Source organism: Rhodococcus sp. MurmanLake-1, from assembly GCF_056945715.1.
In genome coordinates this window covers 201,294-218,620 of sequence record NZ_JBWZNF010000010.1, presented here as the reverse complement: position 1 = coordinate 218,620, position 17,327 = coordinate 201,294, and the positions used below count along the sequence as shown (strand labels likewise).

17 protein-coding genes are annotated in these 17,327 nt (G+C 61.8%); 14 read left to right on the top strand and 3 right to left on the bottom strand.

Annotated elements, in window-relative coordinates:
* Positions 1 to 109 precede the first annotated feature (109 nt).
* Together AC2ETI_RS25195 and AC2ETI_RS25190 are read right to left on the bottom strand one after the other, a co-directional pair.
* A complete protein-coding gene (locus AC2ETI_RS25195) occupies positions 110 to 1,360 on the bottom strand; it encodes a Tat pathway signal protein (protein ID WP_483634564.1) in 1,251 nt (416 codons plus the stop codon).
* A gap of 2 nt (positions 1,361 to 1,362) precedes the next feature.
* On the bottom strand, positions 1,363 to 2,691 hold the full coding sequence (locus tag AC2ETI_RS25190; protein WP_483634563.1) for a lipase family protein: 1,329 nt from the start codon (positions 2,689 to 2,691) through the stop codon (positions 1,363 to 1,365).
* A 156-nt stretch (positions 2,692 to 2,847) separates the two neighbouring features.
* Between AC2ETI_RS25190 and AC2ETI_RS25185 the strand changes: the two genes are divergently transcribed.
* From AC2ETI_RS25185 to AC2ETI_RS25175, 3 genes are read left to right on the top strand one after another with little or no spacing between them, the layout of a single operon-like run.
* The gene (locus AC2ETI_RS25185; protein WP_070795529.1) at positions 2,848 to 3,597 is read left to right on the top strand and encodes a succinate dehydrogenase cytochrome b subunit; all 750 of its coding nucleotides are present in this window, start codon (positions 2,848 to 2,850) and stop codon (positions 3,595 to 3,597) included.
* Positions 3,598 to 5,550, top strand: a complete 1,953-nt coding sequence (locus AC2ETI_RS25180) for a fumarate reductase/succinate dehydrogenase flavoprotein subunit (RefSeq protein ID WP_021331731.1) — start codon at positions 3,598 to 3,600, stop codon at positions 5,548 to 5,550.
* Entirely contained in the window at positions 5,547 to 6,296 is a 750-nt protein-coding gene (locus AC2ETI_RS25175; protein WP_020909463.1) for a succinate dehydrogenase/fumarate reductase iron-sulfur subunit, read from the top strand. The genes AC2ETI_RS25180 and AC2ETI_RS25175 overlap by 4 nt, the downstream gene beginning before the upstream one ends.
* A gap of 3 nt (positions 6,297 to 6,299) precedes the next feature.
* Here AC2ETI_RS25175 and AC2ETI_RS25170 read toward each other — a convergent pair whose 3' ends face one another.
* Complete coding sequence (locus AC2ETI_RS25170; RefSeq protein WP_047889067.1) at positions 6,300 to 7,811, bottom strand: anion permease; 1,512 nt, start codon at positions 7,809 to 7,811, stop codon at positions 6,300 to 6,302.
* Between the two features lie 593 nt (positions 7,812 to 8,404).
* Here AC2ETI_RS25170 and AC2ETI_RS25165 point away from each other — a divergent pair.
* The 11 genes from AC2ETI_RS25165 to AC2ETI_RS25115 all read left to right on the top strand — a co-directional run bounded on the left by AC2ETI_RS25165 (position 8,405) and on the right by AC2ETI_RS25115 (position 17,327).
* On the top strand, positions 8,405 to 8,977 hold the full coding sequence (locus AC2ETI_RS25165; protein WP_483634562.1) for a LysM peptidoglycan-binding domain-containing protein: 573 nt from the start codon (positions 8,405 to 8,407) through the stop codon (positions 8,975 to 8,977).
* An 85-nt stretch (positions 8,978 to 9,062) separates the two neighbouring features.
* A complete protein-coding gene (lepB, locus tag AC2ETI_RS25160) occupies positions 9,063 to 9,797 on the top strand; it encodes a signal peptidase I (RefSeq protein WP_483634561.1) in 735 nt (244 codons plus the stop codon).
* Positions 9,798 to 9,903: 106 nt separating this feature from the next.
* Positions 9,904 to 10,257 carry a glyoxalase superfamily protein gene (locus AC2ETI_RS25155; protein WP_069145420.1) on the top strand — a complete coding sequence of 118 codons (354 nt, stop codon included), beginning with the start codon at positions 9,904 to 9,906 and terminating at the stop codon, positions 10,255 to 10,257.
* Between the two features lie 54 nt (positions 10,258 to 10,311).
* On the top strand, positions 10,312 to 11,361 hold the full coding sequence (locus AC2ETI_RS25150; RefSeq protein WP_070795525.1) for a saccharopine dehydrogenase family protein: 1,050 nt from the start codon (positions 10,312 to 10,314) through the stop codon (positions 11,359 to 11,361).
* On the top strand, positions 11,358 to 11,942 hold the full coding sequence (locus tag AC2ETI_RS25145; protein WP_021345843.1) for a TetR family transcriptional regulator: 585 nt from the start codon (positions 11,358 to 11,360) through the stop codon (positions 11,940 to 11,942). The genes AC2ETI_RS25150 and AC2ETI_RS25145 overlap by 4 nt, the downstream gene beginning before the upstream one ends.
* Before the next feature lie 21 nt (positions 11,943 to 11,963).
* On the top strand, positions 11,964 to 12,590 hold the full coding sequence (locus tag AC2ETI_RS25140; protein ID WP_020909470.1) for an SMI1/KNR4 family protein: 627 nt from the start codon (positions 11,964 to 11,966) through the stop codon (positions 12,588 to 12,590).
* Positions 12,587 to 13,687: a galactose-1-phosphate uridylyltransferase gene (galT, locus tag AC2ETI_RS25135; protein ID WP_483634560.1), complete on the top strand. Its 1,101-nt coding sequence runs from the start codon at positions 12,587 to 12,589 to the stop codon at positions 13,685 to 13,687. The genes AC2ETI_RS25140 and galT overlap by 4 nt, the downstream gene beginning before the upstream one ends.
* The gene (gene galK / locus AC2ETI_RS25130) at positions 13,687 to 14,817 is read left to right on the top strand and encodes a galactokinase (protein ID WP_483634559.1); all 1,131 of its coding nucleotides are present in this window, start codon (positions 13,687 to 13,689) and stop codon (positions 14,815 to 14,817) included. Before galT ends, galK begins: the two co-directional genes overlap by 1 nt.
* A gap of 119 nt (positions 14,818 to 14,936) precedes the next feature.
* Positions 14,937 to 15,386, top strand: coding sequence for an RrF2 family transcriptional regulator (locus AC2ETI_RS25125; protein ID WP_003943059.1), 450 nt, complete (start codon positions 14,937 to 14,939; stop codon positions 15,384 to 15,386).
* A 31-nt stretch (positions 15,387 to 15,417) separates the two neighbouring features.
* Positions 15,418 to 16,611 (top strand): globin domain-containing protein, encoded by a 1,194-nt coding sequence (locus tag AC2ETI_RS25120; RefSeq protein ID WP_046379469.1) that lies wholly within the window; start codon positions 15,418 to 15,420, stop codon positions 16,609 to 16,611.
* Positions 16,612 to 16,703: 92 nt separating this feature from the next.
* Positions 16,704 to 17,327: a LysE family translocator gene (locus AC2ETI_RS25115; protein ID WP_019745753.1), complete on the top strand. Its 624-nt coding sequence runs from the start codon at positions 16,704 to 16,706 to the stop codon at positions 17,325 to 17,327.

The following is a 17,327-nucleotide window of genomic DNA, read 5'->3' as shown; positions in this document are numbered from 1 at the left end:
GGGGGGGGGGGGGGGGGGGGGGGGGGGGGGGGGGGGGGGGGGGGGGGAGGGGGGGGGGGGGGGGGGGGGGGGGGGGGTGTCTCCCCCCCCCCCCCCCCCACCGCCGAGTTCAGTTGACCGTGATCGCCAGAGTTGCGAGCATGGACCGCAACATGTCCGGCAAGCGAGCGATCATTCTCTGCTCGGTTATCCGAACGGAGACGGGCGCTGCCAGCGTCACTCGCCACAGTTCCGGTTGATTGTTCATCAGGTTGTTGTAGACCGGGAGCAGCTGACCGTTGATGTAGGTCCAACGACCGTCCCGGTCCGCCCAGTTGAAGTCCGGAAGCGGTGTTTGCACAACGGCATTGCTCACCGCGAACGAGAGCGGGTTCGACTCACGCGGCGGTACGACGCCAGGCATGGACGGTGATGCAGCGAAGGTGGTCAGGTAGGTCAACGAGCGACCGACGCTGCCGCGGTAGGCCTTCGCCTCGTCCCACTGATCACCCACCGACTGGTACTGCTCACGGCGCAGCAGACGCACATTGCCGTCGAAGACCGACTCCGGTGTCCCCGAAGCAATGTTGTCCCACGCGATACGGGCGTTCTCGTCGAGCAGCCCTGCCCGATCGAGTTCGGCGATGCCGTCGACACCGTCGTGAACCCACGCCATGTGCATGGGAATCAGATCCGAGAAGATGTGTTTGCTCATCGCAATCACTTTCCCCTGGAACCACATCACGTCCTCGGGGCGGATGTCGTGGCCGACCTGGAGCAGCGCCGCAACGTCCTCGGGTGCTCCCATCGACGTTGCGACCGGCGACCCGATGCGGTCGATCTCTCGCCACACCAGTGCCATCGCTTCGCTGATCGCTTGGACTTCCAGCACAACCCGCCCGTAGTCCAAGTCGAGGAGTCCACCGGCAAAAGCGGGCCCGACCATTCCGCCCATGCCTGCCCACTGCAGTTCTTGATGCTCGAGCTGCAGTCGCTCGTAGAACTGGAAAGTGTTGGTGAGGTTTCCGAGATTCGCGTGCACACCGTCGAAGGGAGTCCACGAAGCGAGATCGATACCTGCCGACTCCGTCCCGACTGCGAGCCAGTACTGCTTGAGCAGTGTCTGATAGCGGTGCGGAGCCACTCCCGATGCTCGGGCGGTATCGACCAAACTCCGCAGCGTCGCGGAATCCGACGGCAGTGAAGGATGCAGACCCCCCGCGGCTTCGGCGTTTGCGTTCACCGCTTCCAGGTCGAGGTACCTGTCGAGTTCACCAGTACCCGCAGACGCCCGGCCTCCCAGTACGACCGCACCGCCGATGCCTGCCGAAGCGACGAGAACTGTGCGCGCGAAATCCCTGCGTGTCAAAGACTTCCGCATACTCATTTCCCTTCGGCTTCGTCGAACGTCTTCGCCAGCCAGGCGATGTCCTGCATACCCAGCTGATCGGTCACCGTCTTGTACAGGTTGGTCACGTAATCGAGCGGCCCGCACTGCGACGGGAGCAGGTCCACGTCGCCGCCGTCTGCTCGATATGTCTGCGCCAATTGCTCTGCCTCACTGAAGGGAACGAGGAAGTCGTCCTCACAGGAAGAAATCAGAAGCTTCGAGGCCGGCGCCTGCTTTCCCAACGTGTTGTCCGCGTACGCCGCGGCCAGTGCCGGGATCGTTCGGGGCGCCGGGTTGGTGAGCAGGACGTCGAAGGGAACGAACGGGAGTCCGAGGTAGAGCGCCTGGCAGGACGCGCGGAATGCTGCGGCGACGTTGTGACCGATCGGAGTGAGATGATCGTCGAGCCGAACGCCGGGGTAGCCCGCGTCGAATCCGAGAATGCTCGAGAAGACGAAGCCGGAACCGATCCCACCGGCCGCCGTCTCCTCGAAGGTTGCCGGGTCGATCATCATCGCCTGGATGGCGCTGGCCTGCACGTTCAGTTCCGGCGCGTAGTCATGCGCCTGTTCCGCGGCAAAGCCCGCTGCGACACCGCCGCCGGCGACACCGTAGATGCCCACAGGGGTGTCTGATTCGAGACCGGCCTCCGGAAGCGCGAGTGCTGCCCGAACGCCGTCGAGCGTTGCCTTGCCCGAGAACTGTCCGATCGAGAACGGATGGGGAGCAGTGTCGCCGTCGTTGCCGACGTCGCTCATCATCACTGCCCAACCGTGACCGAACATCTGGGCCACCGGGCCGAGAGCCGAGAACATCGCCGGGTCGCTCTGATTGCCGCCGGTCCACTGGTGACTTGGTGCGCAGTTCGCACCCAGGCTGTCGTTCGCTTCGGCATATCCGATGATCTTGCGATCGCCTGGCGCAGTTCCGTCCTCGGGGATCATCAGAATTCCGGTACTGATCACCTGGCGACCGAAGTGATCAGTGGTTGTGTACATGAGTTGGTGAGCCGAGACCACGTCCGGCCGAACCTGGTAGACCTGAACACTGACCGGACGCGCTTTGAGAAGAGTTCCGGGGGCGGTGCCGGGCTCGATTTCGGGCTCGTCGAACCACGGATCGTCGGACGAGAGCCCGAGTGGCGTCAATTCGGTAGAGATATCAGCGCCTTGAAGTGCCTTCACGACCAACGGGTTGAACACGTCGGCCAGGTCGACGGTCTCCTGCGCACCAGCCGGCGACCCCACCGCAAACAAGGCCACTGCCAGGGCCGATGCCGTTCCGGCGCGCCATGACCACCGTCGCCACGTCGAGTCAAACATCGTTCACAGGTTCCTTACTTTCGGGTAATGAGCACCCCTACACTCCCATTCACCTGCATTAACAGACAAGTCGGGCACCGATCCGTTGGCCGAAAACCTCGATCGGGCTTAGGCTGACGGCACCTGTCCGGCAAGTCTGGCGTGGGAGGTTTGTCTGTGAGTGCTCCGACCCGTGTATCGCGAGCTACCGGCGATTCACCTCGCGCTCGACCGCGGCCGTCCAATATCACGTGCAAAATTCTGATGGCCGTGACGGGACTGATCTTCGCCGCTTTCGTGCTCGTCCACATGATCGGAAACCTGAAGGTCTACACCGGGGCCGATCACTTCGACGACTACGCACACTGGCTACGCACAGTGTTCGAACCCTTCCTGCCATACGAGGGACTTCTGTGGATTCTTCGCATCGTCTTGCTCGCGGCATTGGTCGCACACGTCTGGTGCGCCTGGTTGCTCACCGTCCGTGGCCGCCGAGCTCGAGGGAAGTTTCGACGTAAAGGCTTGGGAATCAAGTCCTTTACCGCGCGCACAATGCCCGTCACCGGAGCAGTGCTGCTGCTGTTCGTCATCTTCCACATACTCGACCTCACGACCGGAACCCGACCCATCGGCAGCGCCGAGTACGAAGCAGCCACGCGCACGCAGAGTTACGCATACGACAACCTGATCGCCAGCTTCGAGCGTCCACTGGTGGCGTCGTTCTACATCGTCGCGATGGCTCTGCTGGCAATGCATCTCGCGCAAGGACTCTGGAGTGCGGTCAACGATCTCGGCGTGACCGGCCAACGGCTGCGCCAGATTGCCGTTGCACTCTCCGGAATCTTTGCGCTCGTCGTGATGGTCGGAAACATGTCGATCCCCATCGCGGTGATGACCGGCGTCATCTCGAAGACAGGAGCGTCATAAGTGAACAGCTTCGAACTCGACGATCTGCGCAGCATCGGGACGCCGGTGGACGGTAAGGTCCCAGCCGGCGATCCGGAGACAGCCTGGCCCACTCGCAAACTCGACTACAAGCTCGTCAGCCCGCTCAACCGGCGCAAGTTCACGGTCATCGTCGTCGGTACCGGACTCGCCGGCGCGGCCTGCGCCGCCTCACTTGGTGAACTGGGCTACCACGTCGAATCCTTCACCTTCCACGATGCACCGCGCCGTGCACACAGCGTCGCCGCGCAGGGCGGCATCAACGCCGCTCGTGCCCGAAAGGTGGACAACGACAGTCTCGCCCGCTTCGTGAAGGACACCGTCAAGGGCGGCGATTTCCGCGGCCGCGAGGCCGACTGCTTCCGACTCGCAGAGGAATCCGTACGCGTCATCGATCACATGAATGCCATCGGAGCACCGTTCGCCCGTGAGTACGGCGGCACTCTCGCCACCCGATCCTTCGGCGGCGTACAGGTGTCGCGCACGTACTACACGCGCGGGCAGACAGGCCAGCAGTTGCAGATAGCGTCGTCGCAGGCACTGCAACGTCAGATCGCAGCCGGAACGGTCAACCTCCACACCCGAACCGAGATGCTCGATCTCATCGTTTCGGACGGCCGAGCACAAGGGATAGTCACACGCGATCTCGTGACCGGTGAGATCGGCGCCACCACAGGCCATGCCGTCGTACTGGCCTCCGGCGGGTACGGCACCGTGTTCCACAAGTCCACACTTGCGAAGAACTCCAACGCCACCGCCGCATGGCGAGCGCACCGACGCGGCGCGCTGATTGCTTCACCCTCGTTCATCCAATTCCATCCGACGGCACTTCCCGTCAACTCCGAGTGGCAGTCGAAAACCATTCTGATGAGCGAATCACTACGCAACGACGGCCGGATCTGGGTACCGGCCAAGCCCGGAGACGATCGCGAACCAGGCGACATTCCCGAAAATGAGCGCGACTACTACCTCGAGCGCAAATATCCGGCGTTCGGGAACCTCTCTCCCCGCGACGTCTCTTCACGGGCCGCCCGCGAGCAAATCGACTCCGGTCACGGCGTCGGTCCTCTGAAAAACAGTGTGTACCTGGATTTCCGCGACGCATTGGCACGGCTCGGCCGCAAGACCATCGAGGAGCGGTACGGAAATCTGTTCTCGATGTATCGCGATGCCACCAGCGAAGACCCCTATACGGTGCCGATGCGCATCGCCCCCGGAGCCCACTTCACCATGGGAGGACTGTGGAACGACTACGACCAGATGACCTCCATCCCCGGCTTGTTCGTCGGTGGTGAGGCAGGGTGGGGATACCACGGGGCCAACCGCCTCGGCGCCAATTCGCTGCTTTCGGCATGCGTCGACGGCTGGTTCACCCTCCCGTACGCGATTCCGAATTATCTTGCGCCGCTGCTCGGATCAGCACCTCTCGAACTTTCCGATCCCGCTGTGACGTCGACGCTCAGTGACGTGAGCGGTCGGGTGGACCTGCTGCTCTCGGTCGGCGGAACACATGGCCCCGACAGGTTTCATCGACAACTGGGCGAGATCCTCTATGCGGGTTGCGGTGTCACCCGAACGGCCGAAGGCTTGACCAAGGCCATCTCCGAAATCCGAGCATTACGAGGCGATTTCTGGTCGAACCTACGAGTCGCCGGCAGCGGAAACCAGTTCAACCAGGAGCTGGAAAGGGCCGGCAGGGTAGCCGATTTCCTCGAACTCGCCGAACTGATGTGCGTCGACGCTCTCGATCGTGACGAGTCCTGTGGAGCCCACTTTCGTGCCGAACATCAGACTCCCGACGGCGAAGCGCAGCGAAACGATCAGGACTGGTGCTTCGTCTCCGCGTGGGAAACCGCCAAGGACGGCAGACACATTCGACACGACGAGCCGTTGTCCTTCACCGCTGTTCCACTGCAGACGAGGAACTACGTATGAAAATCACCGTGGACGTGTGGCGCCAATCCGGACCGGACTCGTCCGGTGCATTCGACACCTACCAAGTAAACGACGCGACAGTGGAGATGTCACTGCTGGAACTTCTCGACCGACTCAACGACCAACTCGTGGAGAGCGGCAACGAACCCATCGCCTTCGATTCCGACTGCCGAGAAGGGATCTGTGGGTCCTGCGGCATCACGGTCGACGACGTTCCCCATGGGCCGGTTGCGAACACTCCCACGTGCCGTCAGCACCTGCGCAGCTTCTCCGACGGTGACCGAATCAAACTGGAACCGTTCCGCTCCGCCGCTTTTCCGGTGGTCCGCGACCTCGTGGTCGATCGTTCGGCTCTCGACCGGGTCCTCGAAGCCGGTGGCTATGTATCGGTCAATGCGGGAACTGCACCGGACGCGGACAGTCAGCCACTCTCGCATCAAAGTGCCGAAGCTGCACTGGACTTCGCCGCGTGCATCGGCTGCGGCGCTTGCGTGGCAGCCTGCCCCAACGGTGCCGCGCACCTCTTCACCGGTTCCAAACTGACCCACCTGTCCCTCGTCACGCAGGGCCGCAACGAACGTGGCAAGCGGGCCCGAGCGATGTCGCACCAGATGGAGGCCGATTTCGGGCCGTGCTCGACCTACGGTGAATGTGCAGAAGTGTGTCCCGCGGAGATACCGCTGACCGCGATTGCCGCTGTCAACAAGGAATCGATGCGATTCGGATTGCGGCGCAAGGACAACTGAGCCTCACCAGGCGCCGATCAGCTTCATCCACGCGCCGCCGATGATCGTCCAGATCAGGATGATCACGACGCTCATCACGAAACCGATTCGGAACCATTCCGAGGTCTTGATGTATCCGGAACCGTAGATCACTCCGGCCGGACCGGAAGCGTAGTGCGAGATACCGCCGAACAGGCTGCCGATGAAGCCGAATACCAGGGCCGAGAACAGCGGCGGTGCACCGGTTGCCACCGCCGCGCCGAGAAACACCGCGTACATCGCGACGATCTGCGCGGTGTTCGACGCAAACAGATAGTGCGCGTAGAAGTACACCAAGGTCAGGATCGCAAAAGCCCAGATCCACGGCAAACCGTCGACGCTCGAGGAGACCTGGGTTCCGATCCACGAGATCACGCCGAGTTCTTCGAGATGGCTTGCCATACCGACCAGAACGGCAAAGAACACGAGCGTCTGCCAAGCCCCGGTGTCGTGCACCAGGTTGTTCCACGTCAGCACCTTGGTCACCAACAGGATGCCGATTCCGACAAATGCTGTTGTAGTGGCATTGACGTTGAGCTGCGAGCCCAGGCACCAGAGCACCAGCAGCAGAACGAAGGTGGCGGCCATGATCTTCTCGTTGCGGCTGATCGGACCTGCCTTGCGCAGTTCCTCCCTGGCTTGCTCGGGTGCTTTCGGAGTCTTCAACATCGTGGGCGGGAAGATCTTCGACATCACCCACGGGATCGCGATGAGACTCGCAATTCCCGGAACCGATGCTGCCAGCGCCCATTTGCCCCACGAGATGTCGATGCCGATCTTGGCAGCCGCATCGACGGCGACGGGGTTACCCGCCATGGCGGTGATGAACATCGCGGAGGTCACGACGTTGACTTGCAGCGACGTGAGCAGCAGATATGCTCCGAGCTTCTTGCGAGAGTCCTCGGGCTCGGGATTGGAGTCCTCCAACTTGCTCAGTGAGACGATGATCGGATAGACGACGCCACCGGCGCGGGCGGTGTTCGACGGTGTCGCCGGAGCAAGTATCAAGTCCGTCAACGCCATTCCGTACGACAATCCGAGGCTCGACTTGCCGAGTTTGGTCACGAACATGAGTGCAACCCGTTTGCCGAGCCCAGTGACCAGAAAGCCCTCGGCGATGAAGAACGACGCGACGATCAGCCAGATCGTGGTGTTACTGAAGCCGGACAACGCTTCTGTCGGCGTCTCCGTCTGGGTGATCATGGCGATCGACAGGCCCACCAGCGCCACCGAACCCGTCGGCAGTGGTTGCAAAATCAACGCCACGATGGTGCCGACGAAGATTCCGAGCATATGCATGCCCTTGGGGTCCACACCGTCCGGAACCGGCATGAAATAGATGATCAAGCCGAGGATGACGGGCACCGCAGCCGGGTAGTACCGCCTGAGCACCGATTGTTTCGACGGCTCCGTCGGCGGTGTGTTGGCCGGCGGTGTCTTTGCCGGCGGTGTCGTTCCAGCGAGAGACTCGGTGCTTTCGGATTTGGCCTCGGACATGTACATCTCCTCGACTTCTCGCCCCAGGTGATCGCCCCAGATCATTGTCCCCCAAACGTCCGGTTTTCGTGCGGTCAATCGAAGGTCGAGAGAATGCCCTCCCGCGGTATCCGATTCTCTGGATTCCGCAGGAGGGCTCATCCCGGGGCGCAGACAGCGGCCCGGGGCGCGACACATCTCCCTCATAAGGGTGCGCCAATCGATCAACAGGAGGCGCCGGCGTGCCGCAAGCTTGAATCTCGGAGAGACCCTGTTTCGGTGTTGTTTCAGCATGCCAATCGGTGCTCGTCTGCACATGGGTCGAATGGCCTGTTCAACTACCTGTTTCCGCTCAGCACCGAGTACACCGACGTTTTGTGTCGGTCCACAAAACAGGTATGTAACCGGGTAATTGAGCCGTTGTCGGCAAGCGTGTGAGACCGCGAATCTAGTCACGCCTCCGAACTGCAATCTGGAGACGAGACCTTCACAGTCTGTCCACCTCAATCACATTTCAGCACTGACGATTTCGTCTACCGCGATATGCAGCAGAACACTCGAGCCGCACGCCGAGCCGAGATCGCTGTCCCGTCAGACCGATCAAGGAAAATATCATGGGAAACCACCGGAAAAACAAACGTTCTCACACCAAACGATTCGTCACGATAGCCGCAGGAGCAGGCGTTCTGACAATTGGCGGCGCAATCGTCAACACCGGCGTAGCCAGTGCGCACGACTGGTCGCAGGTGGCCATGTGCGAGAGTTCCGGCGACTGGAACATCAACACCGGCAACGGCTTCTACGGCGGACTTCAATTCACGCAGTCGACGTGGGATGCATACAAACCGGCAGGTGCACCGACTCGCGCCGACTTGGCGTCGACAGCCGATCAGGTCGCGGCCGCGGAAGCAACCCTCTCAGCTCAAGGCATCGGCGCGTGGCCGGTATGCGGCGCTTACCTAGGTTGGGGCGGCACCACCCCTGATTCGACCTCCCCGACTCCCTCGACGGTAGCGTCGGCCGCGGCCGAGCCTGGCACAGCGGGAAACACGGTGACAGTCTCCGAGGGCGATACGTTGTTCAACCTTGCCGCTGCGAAAGGTATTCGTTGGCAGGATGTTTGGGTCATGAATGCGTGGATTGCCGATCCCGACCAGATCCGTGTGGGTGATGTGATCCAATTCTGAAGCAAATCGGCCGACAAAGTAGACCCTCGAATCGAGAACGTCGGTATCGGGCCGCCGACTGGTTGCGCCATCTATTGTCGGGAATGTGACGGAATCCGATGCCCACGAAGACTCGACTGAATCGACGACGCCTGATCACCCGAGAAAACGTCCACTGTGGCGTGAGATTCTGATCCTCGTTGTGGTCGCACTCGTTCTGAGTGTTGTCATTCAGAACTTCGTCGGACGTATATTTCTGATCCCGTCGGAGTCCATGGAACCGACACTTCACGGATGCACTGGCTGCACCGGAGACAAGATTTTCGTCGACCGGATCAGCTATAGATTCGGGGATCCACAGCCTGGGGATGCGGTCGTGTTCAAGGGACCCGAATCCTGGAACGACGAGTATCAATCCATTCGATCGGACAACTCGGTGGTCCGGGCACTTCAAGGTCTCGGATCCATCGTCGGTTTGGTCCCGCCGGACGAGAACGATCTCGTGAAGCGGGTAATCGCGGTCGGTGGCCAAACCGTGCAGTGCCTGTCCGAGGAAGAGGGGCTTCGAGTGAATGACAAGCCACTGACCGAGCCGTACATCGACAATCGCATCCCAGGTAACGGTATCCCCTGTCAGGGAATATATTTCGGTCCGATTACCGTTCCGGACGGGAACTTGTGGGTGATGGGTGACAATCGCGGCAACTCCAAAGACTCACGATTCCATATCAAGGACGAACTGAGCGGAACGGTGCCGATCGACAATGTCATCGGCAAGGTTCAATTGATCGTCCTTCCCTTCTCCCGGTGGGGCACCGTGGGCTCGTTCGATCCGCAGTGACAGATCGAATCAGCCAGTTAGCCCGCATCTTCGGACGGCACAGTCGACATGACTCCGCTTTCGGACGATCATCGAGCACATCTGTTGCCGAGGGTAGGAGAACCACATGCGTGCACGACGCATCACCGCCAATCTCAAAGTCGCCGATGTCGGAGCCGCCAAGAGTTTCTACTCCGACTATCTCGGTCTGAGCACCGAAGAGTTCAACATGGGGTGGGTCGCTCGCTACACCTCTCCCGACACCGGCGCGAACGTACAACTCGTCACGCACGACGCCACTGCAGCCGAGGACTCGGTCATCTCCGTCCACACGGACGACGTCGACGGCGCCTACGAAGAGGCCCGAAGGCGCGGCTACGAAATCGTGCACCCCATTACGACCGAAGAGTGGGGTGTTCGCCGATTCCTCGTCCGGGCGCCCGACGGCAACGTCGTCAACATCGTGCGACACCGGGACTGAGCACTGGAAAGACCCCATTCGACGTTTTAGGTCATTTGACCTAGAGTTGAGTGCATGACCGATTCATTGCAGTATTCAGCCGACGGCCCGATCCTCGTGGCAGGCGGATACGGAACCGTAGGCAGCGCCCTGACCGCCTTGCTCGCCCCCGACTTCCCACTACTCCTCACCGGACGCACCCCCGAGCGCGGCAACGAACTGGCCAGCCGTCACGGCGCTTCCGTCCGCCGCTGGGACCTCCTCGACCCGACGCCCTTCGACGCGTCCGTACGCGCGGTCGTGTCGACGGTCAACGATCCCCACGATCGTGTTCTGTCCGCCGCCGTCGAGGCCGGAATTCCCTACGTGGACATCACCCGCTGGACAACCCGCGTCGCTCGCGCCGCCACTCTGGCGGGTCAGAAGTCGCCGAGCGCACCGGTGTACCTGTCGTCTGGATGGATGGGCGGAGTCACCAATATCGTCGCCGCAGCGCTGGCCGAGGAACTAGGTGGCGCGAGCACGATCGACGTCTCGATTCGCTACGACGTCAACGACATTGCCGGGCTCGACTCCGTCGACTTCATTGATCGCCTCGGCCAGGATTTCGAGGTGATGCAGCAAGGAAACCCGATCACCGTCAGCCCGTTGACGGATACACGCTGGGTCGACTTCCCCGGATCGCGCACCAAGGTCGGAAGAATCGACACTCCGGAACAATTCACGTTCCCCATGACCCTGGGCGCCGAAACTGCCAGCACTCGAATAGGTTTCAGTTCGCATGCATCCACAACTGCGCTGCTCGCCGCCAAGAAGGTGGGTCTGTTCCGTTGGGGTCGCGGCGACCGCTTCACACCGCTACGACGCGGACTCCTGTACTCGCCTGGCAAGGGCGGGAGTGCGCAAGTACGCATCGACGTCACCGGCCCGAGCGGCACGACAAGCGCAACAATCGTCGACCCGCAGGGCCAAGCTCACCTCACCGCGGTGGGCGGCGCACTTGCCGTCAGACAAGCCTTGGCCGACGATGCCCAGCCTGGAGTCACTTTCCCCGAGTCGCTTCCGAACCCGCGCCGCACCGTCTCCGAGTTGGAGAGCTTCGGGGTGGCAGTATTGCGGGCATGACCCCCTCCAAGGGCGCCGCCCGCGCGGAAGCACTTCTCGACGCAGCAGAACAGGTCCTCGCCACGCAGGGCAATGCCAACTCGGCGATGCGCGATTTCGCAGCCGCAGCCGGAGTGCGGGTGGGGCACCTGCAGCACTACTACCCCACCCGTGCAGATCTCATCCGCGCAGTCATGTCACGGGCATTGTCCCGCTCACTGGATCGCCTTGCCGTCGTCACGGATACGGATCAGAGTCTTTCCCGTGAGGAATCCGAACACTTCATCGGAGTCCTGCTCGGAGAACAGGACGACCAGGCCACGGTGCGTCTGTACGTCGAAGTATGGGCCATTGCGGCGGCGGACCAAGAAGTGGCGGTCGTGGTTCGAGACTTCTACGCGCAGTACATCGCACACGTAGAGCGCGCTGTTGCGTGTGCACAACCGGATCTGGATGCGGCGGACCTGGGCGCGGCAGCGCAGACCATCGTGAGCCTGCTCGAGGGTTCCGCAATTCTCCGATCGGGAATCACCGGCCGAAAGTCCGAGGCTTCGGACCGAAAGCTCGTGGACACACTGCAGTACCTGATTCACGGGTCCTGACTCGGACGTATCGTAAAGCCCATGAGCGTTGCAAACGAATGGAGCCGAATCGAAGCGTGGTGCCGTACACACGCACCGGTGACGGCTGCAGCGTTTCAGCCAGGGCTCGGTGACGCCGTTATCGAGGAATTCGAAGCGTCGACCGGCGTCACGTGGCCCCAGGAACTTCGCGAGCTGTATCGGGTGCACAACGGCAGCCTGACCCACGACGACCGGACCGGGCTCTTTCTCGGCAGCGTGCTTCCCGACAAGTTCTTCTACCCCATCGACGTCGCAACCGAAGTTCGTCTCACTCTGCTCGAAACGTGGGACGAGACGATCTACGAGAATCCGGACCTCTACGCCGAGGACGAGATGGATCGACACGATCAACGCGACGCAGGCACTGCCGCAACCATGTTCATCCCCTCGTTCGTTCCCTTTGCCGGATTGGACGAGTACCACTACTTCGTGGACACACGCAACGGCGCACTCCATCATTGTGTGACCGAGTATGCGTCGGACGCCACTGACAACGGCGGTCCGATCTGGGCGTCCATCTCGGTCATGTTGGGCGCCCATGCCGCAGCGCTGGAAACAGGATCCACGATCGGAGTGTGGAAACCCGTTGTCAGCAAGGGTGTTCTGGAATGGGAAGTCGACGCATGACACTCAAGCAGGATCCGACCCGTCGTACCCTCGCCGACGGGCGCCAGATCTTCTACTTCGACGATGCCGGCCGTACCCGCGCCCACTCTGCGCGAGATTCCCGCGAATTGCCGGCTCTCGACCACTCGTCTCGGATGAGGTTCGACGTTCTCACCGGGGAGTGGATCACCATGGCTTCGCATCGCATGACACGGACGCATCTCCCCTCCGCAGCCGAATGTCCATTGTGCCCGACCAACGAAACCCGCACGCCCACAGAGATACCCGACGGAGACTACGACGTCGCGGTGTTCGAGAATCGGTTTCCGAGTTTTGCCGCGGCGTCCGAGGAAGCCATTGACAGTCCCGGAGACGGAGTGGGTGATCGCCCAGCTGTCGGCCACTGCGAAGTGATGTGTTTCTCGAGCGATCACACGGCGTCCGTCGCCGAGCTTCCACTCGAACGCATGCGTACGATTGTGGGTGCATGGATTTCTCGGACCGAAGAGTTGTCGGCGGATCCGGTTGTGGAACAGGTGTTCTGCTTCGAGAACCGCGGCGAAGAAATCGGGGTGACACTCACCCATCCACACGGACAGATCTACGCATACCCGTATGTCACGTCACGCACCCGATCGATGTTGACGCAGGCGGACAAACACTTCGAGCGCACCGGTCGCTCACTGCTCGCCGATGTTCTGGCGTTCGAGCGCGAGGACGGGACCCGGTTGATCTACGACGGCGATCACTGGAGCGCCTACGTCCCGACCGCCGCACGATGGCCCATCGAGATTCACCTGGCACCGCACCGAGACGTCCCGGACCTTCCCTCGTTGAACGACCAAGAGCGCGAAGAGCTTGCGGTCGTTTACCAAGATCTCCTGCGCCGTATCGATCGCTTCTATCCGGGCGTCGATCGGGTACCGTACATCGCGGCCTGGCACCAAGCTCCCGTCCGCATCGACCGACCTCTGGGTCGACTGCATCTTCAGCTGTTCTCGATCTTGCGCGCACCAGGCAAGCTCAAATACCTCGCCGGGTCCGAGTCCGCCATGGGCGCCTGGGTGAACGACACCATTCCCGAGGCAGTCGCGGCCCGCCTACGGGAGTTGAAATAGTGGATACCGTCTCGAAACAATCTGCGCTCCAACAGTTTCGCGACGCCTATGGCTATCCGGCAACCGGAGCCTGGGCGGCACCCGGTCGAGTCAACCTGATCGGTGAACACACGGACTACAACGGTGGATTGTGCCTACCGGTCGCTCTCGAGCAGCGAACGCTGGTTGCCGTCGCACTGCGCAGCGACGGGGTCGTCCGCGTGCACAGTCGGCAATCCGACGAGACATACACCGGGCCCCTCGGCGACATCGCAGCAGGATGGGCCGCCTACCCCACAGCCGTTCTGTGGTCTCTTGCGCGCCGAGGCCTCCCGCTCGGAGGAATCGATCTGGCAGTCGACTCGTCGGTACCGGTCGGGGCCGGGCTGTCGAGTTCCGCTGCCCTAACCTGTTCGGTTGCGTTGGCCGTCAATGAACTTCACGATTCACCATTCACCCGCGATGAGCTGGTACAGATATGCATCCAGGCGGAGAACGACGGCGTCGGCGCACCGACCGGCGGGATGGATCAAACCATTGCCCTCTTTGCCCGACCCTCGACTGCGCTCCTGTTGGACTGCCTGGACGGATCCACCGAACCCATCCCTTTCGAACTCCACGGTGCGGGGTACGAACTGATCGTCATCGACACTCGGGTCAAACACTCGCTCGCAGACGGACAGTACGGGTTGCGACGCTCTCAATGCGTCGATGCAGCAGCAGCTGTCGGCGTCGGCAGCTTGCGAGAGGCTTCTGCAGACCAAGCCGAGACAGTGCGAGACCCGATCCTCCGGGCGCGGGCACGGCACGTCGTGACCGAGATCGAACGGACACGGAAGACCGCAGAGCTTCTGCGCAGCAACAGATTCAGCGACGTCGGCGAGCTGTTCGACAATTCTCACGCGTCGTTGCGCGACGACTTCGAGGTCTCGTGTGAAGAACTCGACGTCGCCGTTGCCGCAGCACGACGCGGCGGCGCGATCGGTGCGCGGATGACCGGCGGCGGATTCGGAGGTTCGGCCATCGCATTGGTTCCGGAAGGAAGTCATGCGGAGGTCATCGCGTCGGTGAGCCGCGACTTTGCGGCGCGAGGTTGGCGAGCACCCCATTTTCTCGGCGTCGTTGCCGGGGGTTCGGCCGCCCGACTCTGAGCGAACGGTACGTTCAGCGCACTGGAGGCGCCGAACGTACCGTTCGCCCTGGTTGGGCCCCCTCGAGATCCCCCTCACATAAATAGTCATCTCAGATGCGAATTATGTAGGTTCAGATCATGCAACTGACGCAGTTCACCGATCTGGGATTGCGCGTCGTCATGCGGTTGGCCGTACTCGACGCGGATGCCTCCCCCAGTACCCGGGATGTTGCGCAGCAGCTCAACGTGTCGTACTCCCATGCCACCAAGGTGGTTACACGGCTCGGTGAGCTTGGCATCGTCACAACCAGGCGTGGTCGCGGCGGTGGGCTTTCCATCACCGAACTCGGCCGCACCGCCACCATCGGCTGGCTGGCCAGACGCCTCGAAGGCCCGGGTGAAGTCGTCGACTGCGAAGGCGACAAACCGTGCCCACTTCGCGGCGGCTGCCTCCTTCGGAGCGCTTTGCGCGAAGCACAGGAAGCGTTTTTCGTTTCACTCGACGCGGTCACGATCGAAGACGTCATCCGGCAGCCGTCCAAAACTGTCCTGCTACGCCTCACCACCCGGAGCGACGAAGCAGGCTGATCAATCGAATTTCGACCGAACGGAGCAGCTCATGCTTTCCCCACAGTCAACCGAGGTCATTCGCGCCACCCTTCCCGTGGTCGGCGCCGCCATCGGCGATATCACAACCCTGTTCTACCGCAGGATGTTCGACGCACATCCTGAACTCGAACGTGATTTGTTCAATCGCGGCAATCAGAAACAGGGCGAACAGCAGAAGGCTCTCGCCGGCGCCATCGCGGCATTCGCGACGCTTCAGCTCGAGCCGGACAGCGCCAAGGTCGATCTCATACTCTCACGCATCGCGCACAAGCATGCGTCGCTGGGAATCACGCCCGACCAGTACGCAATCGTGCACGAACACCTCTTTGCCGCGATCGTCGAAATACTAGGCGATGCAGTCACTCCCGACGTCGCAGCAGCCTGGGACGAAGTCTACTGGCTGATGGCGGAAACCCTCATCACGATGGAGCGTGGCCTCTACCAACTCGCCGGCGTCGACGCCGGTGACGTCTGGCGCACGGTCAGGATCAGCGAACGAGTTCTTCAGTCCGCCGATACCGTCTCACTGACGCTCACTTCGCTAGACGGCAGTGCACTCCCCACCTTCGCGCCCGGACAGTATCTTTCGGTCGGGGTTACGCTGCCCGACGGCGCTCGCCAGATCCGCCAATACAGCCTGTGTTCGATACCGAGCAGCGCAGACTGGCGGATCAGCGTCAAGCGAATCTCCGGTACTCCTGATGGCGAAGTGTCGAACTTCCTCTACAACAACGTATTCGAAGGTCAGGAACTCTCCGTCACCACGCCTTTCGGTGATCTCACCATGCCGGATGACAACTCACCTCTCCTACTCGCGTCGGCCGGAATCGGTTGCACACCGATGATCGGGATGCTCAATCATCTCGTGGACACCGGCGCTGAGCGTTCGGTCTCTGTCATTCATGCTGATCGATCCATCGCGGACCATGCTCACCGCGCGGAACTCAGCACACTCGTCGACAAGATTCCCGCCGCAACTTTGCATCGTTGGTACGAGGATCTCGGCACGCACGTGGCGTTCGGATCGGTTCACGAAGGACGGGCGGATTTGCAGGACATTGCAGTGGAGCCCGATACCCAAGCCTTCCTCTGCGGGCCGATGCCGTTCATGTTGGCGATGCGCGCATCGTTGCTCGAAAGGGATGTTCCGGCACAGAATATCCACTACGAGGTCTTCGGGCCCGACAGCTGGGCCAATACCTGAGCGGACCACTGCCTGCGAACTGGACCTTGGCGCGCCACGGTAATCCCTTGTGTACTCGACGAAACATACGTACCGAGTAGTGGGAGACCGACATGATCACGTCAGCGTCGATGACGGGAGTCGCGCTGATAGCCCTGGCGATGGTTCTGACACCGGGCCCCAACATGATCTACCTGGTGTCACGCAGCATCAGCCAGGGCCGCCGGGCAGGCTTGATCTCGCTCGGCGGAGTCGCAACCGGTTTCCTGGTCTACCTCGCCGCCACGTGCGCTGGACTGACAGCGGTTCTCTTCGCCGTACCCACGGTGTTCACCGCGGTGAAAATCGGCGGCGCCCTGTATCTGGCCTATCTCGCCTGGTCGACCCTTCGACCAGGTGGAAAGTCCGCCTTCGAGGTGGGCGAAGTCGACCGCCACGGTAGCGGCCGTCTGTTCGGGATGGGGTTGACCACCAATCTGCTCAATCCCAAGATTGCGCTGATGTACGCGGCCCTGATCCCCCAGTTCGTCGATCCCACTGCGGGCCCGGTCTGGCAACAGGCACTCGTACTCGGCGGCGTGCAGATCCTGGTCGCAGTCACCGTCAATGCGTTGATCGTGTGCTGTGCGGCGGCCGTGTCGACCTTCCTCGTGGCACGTCCGGTGTGGATGCGGGCTCAGAAGTGGCTAGCTGGTGGCATTCTCGGAATCTTCGCCACCCGCATGGCCCTGGAGTAA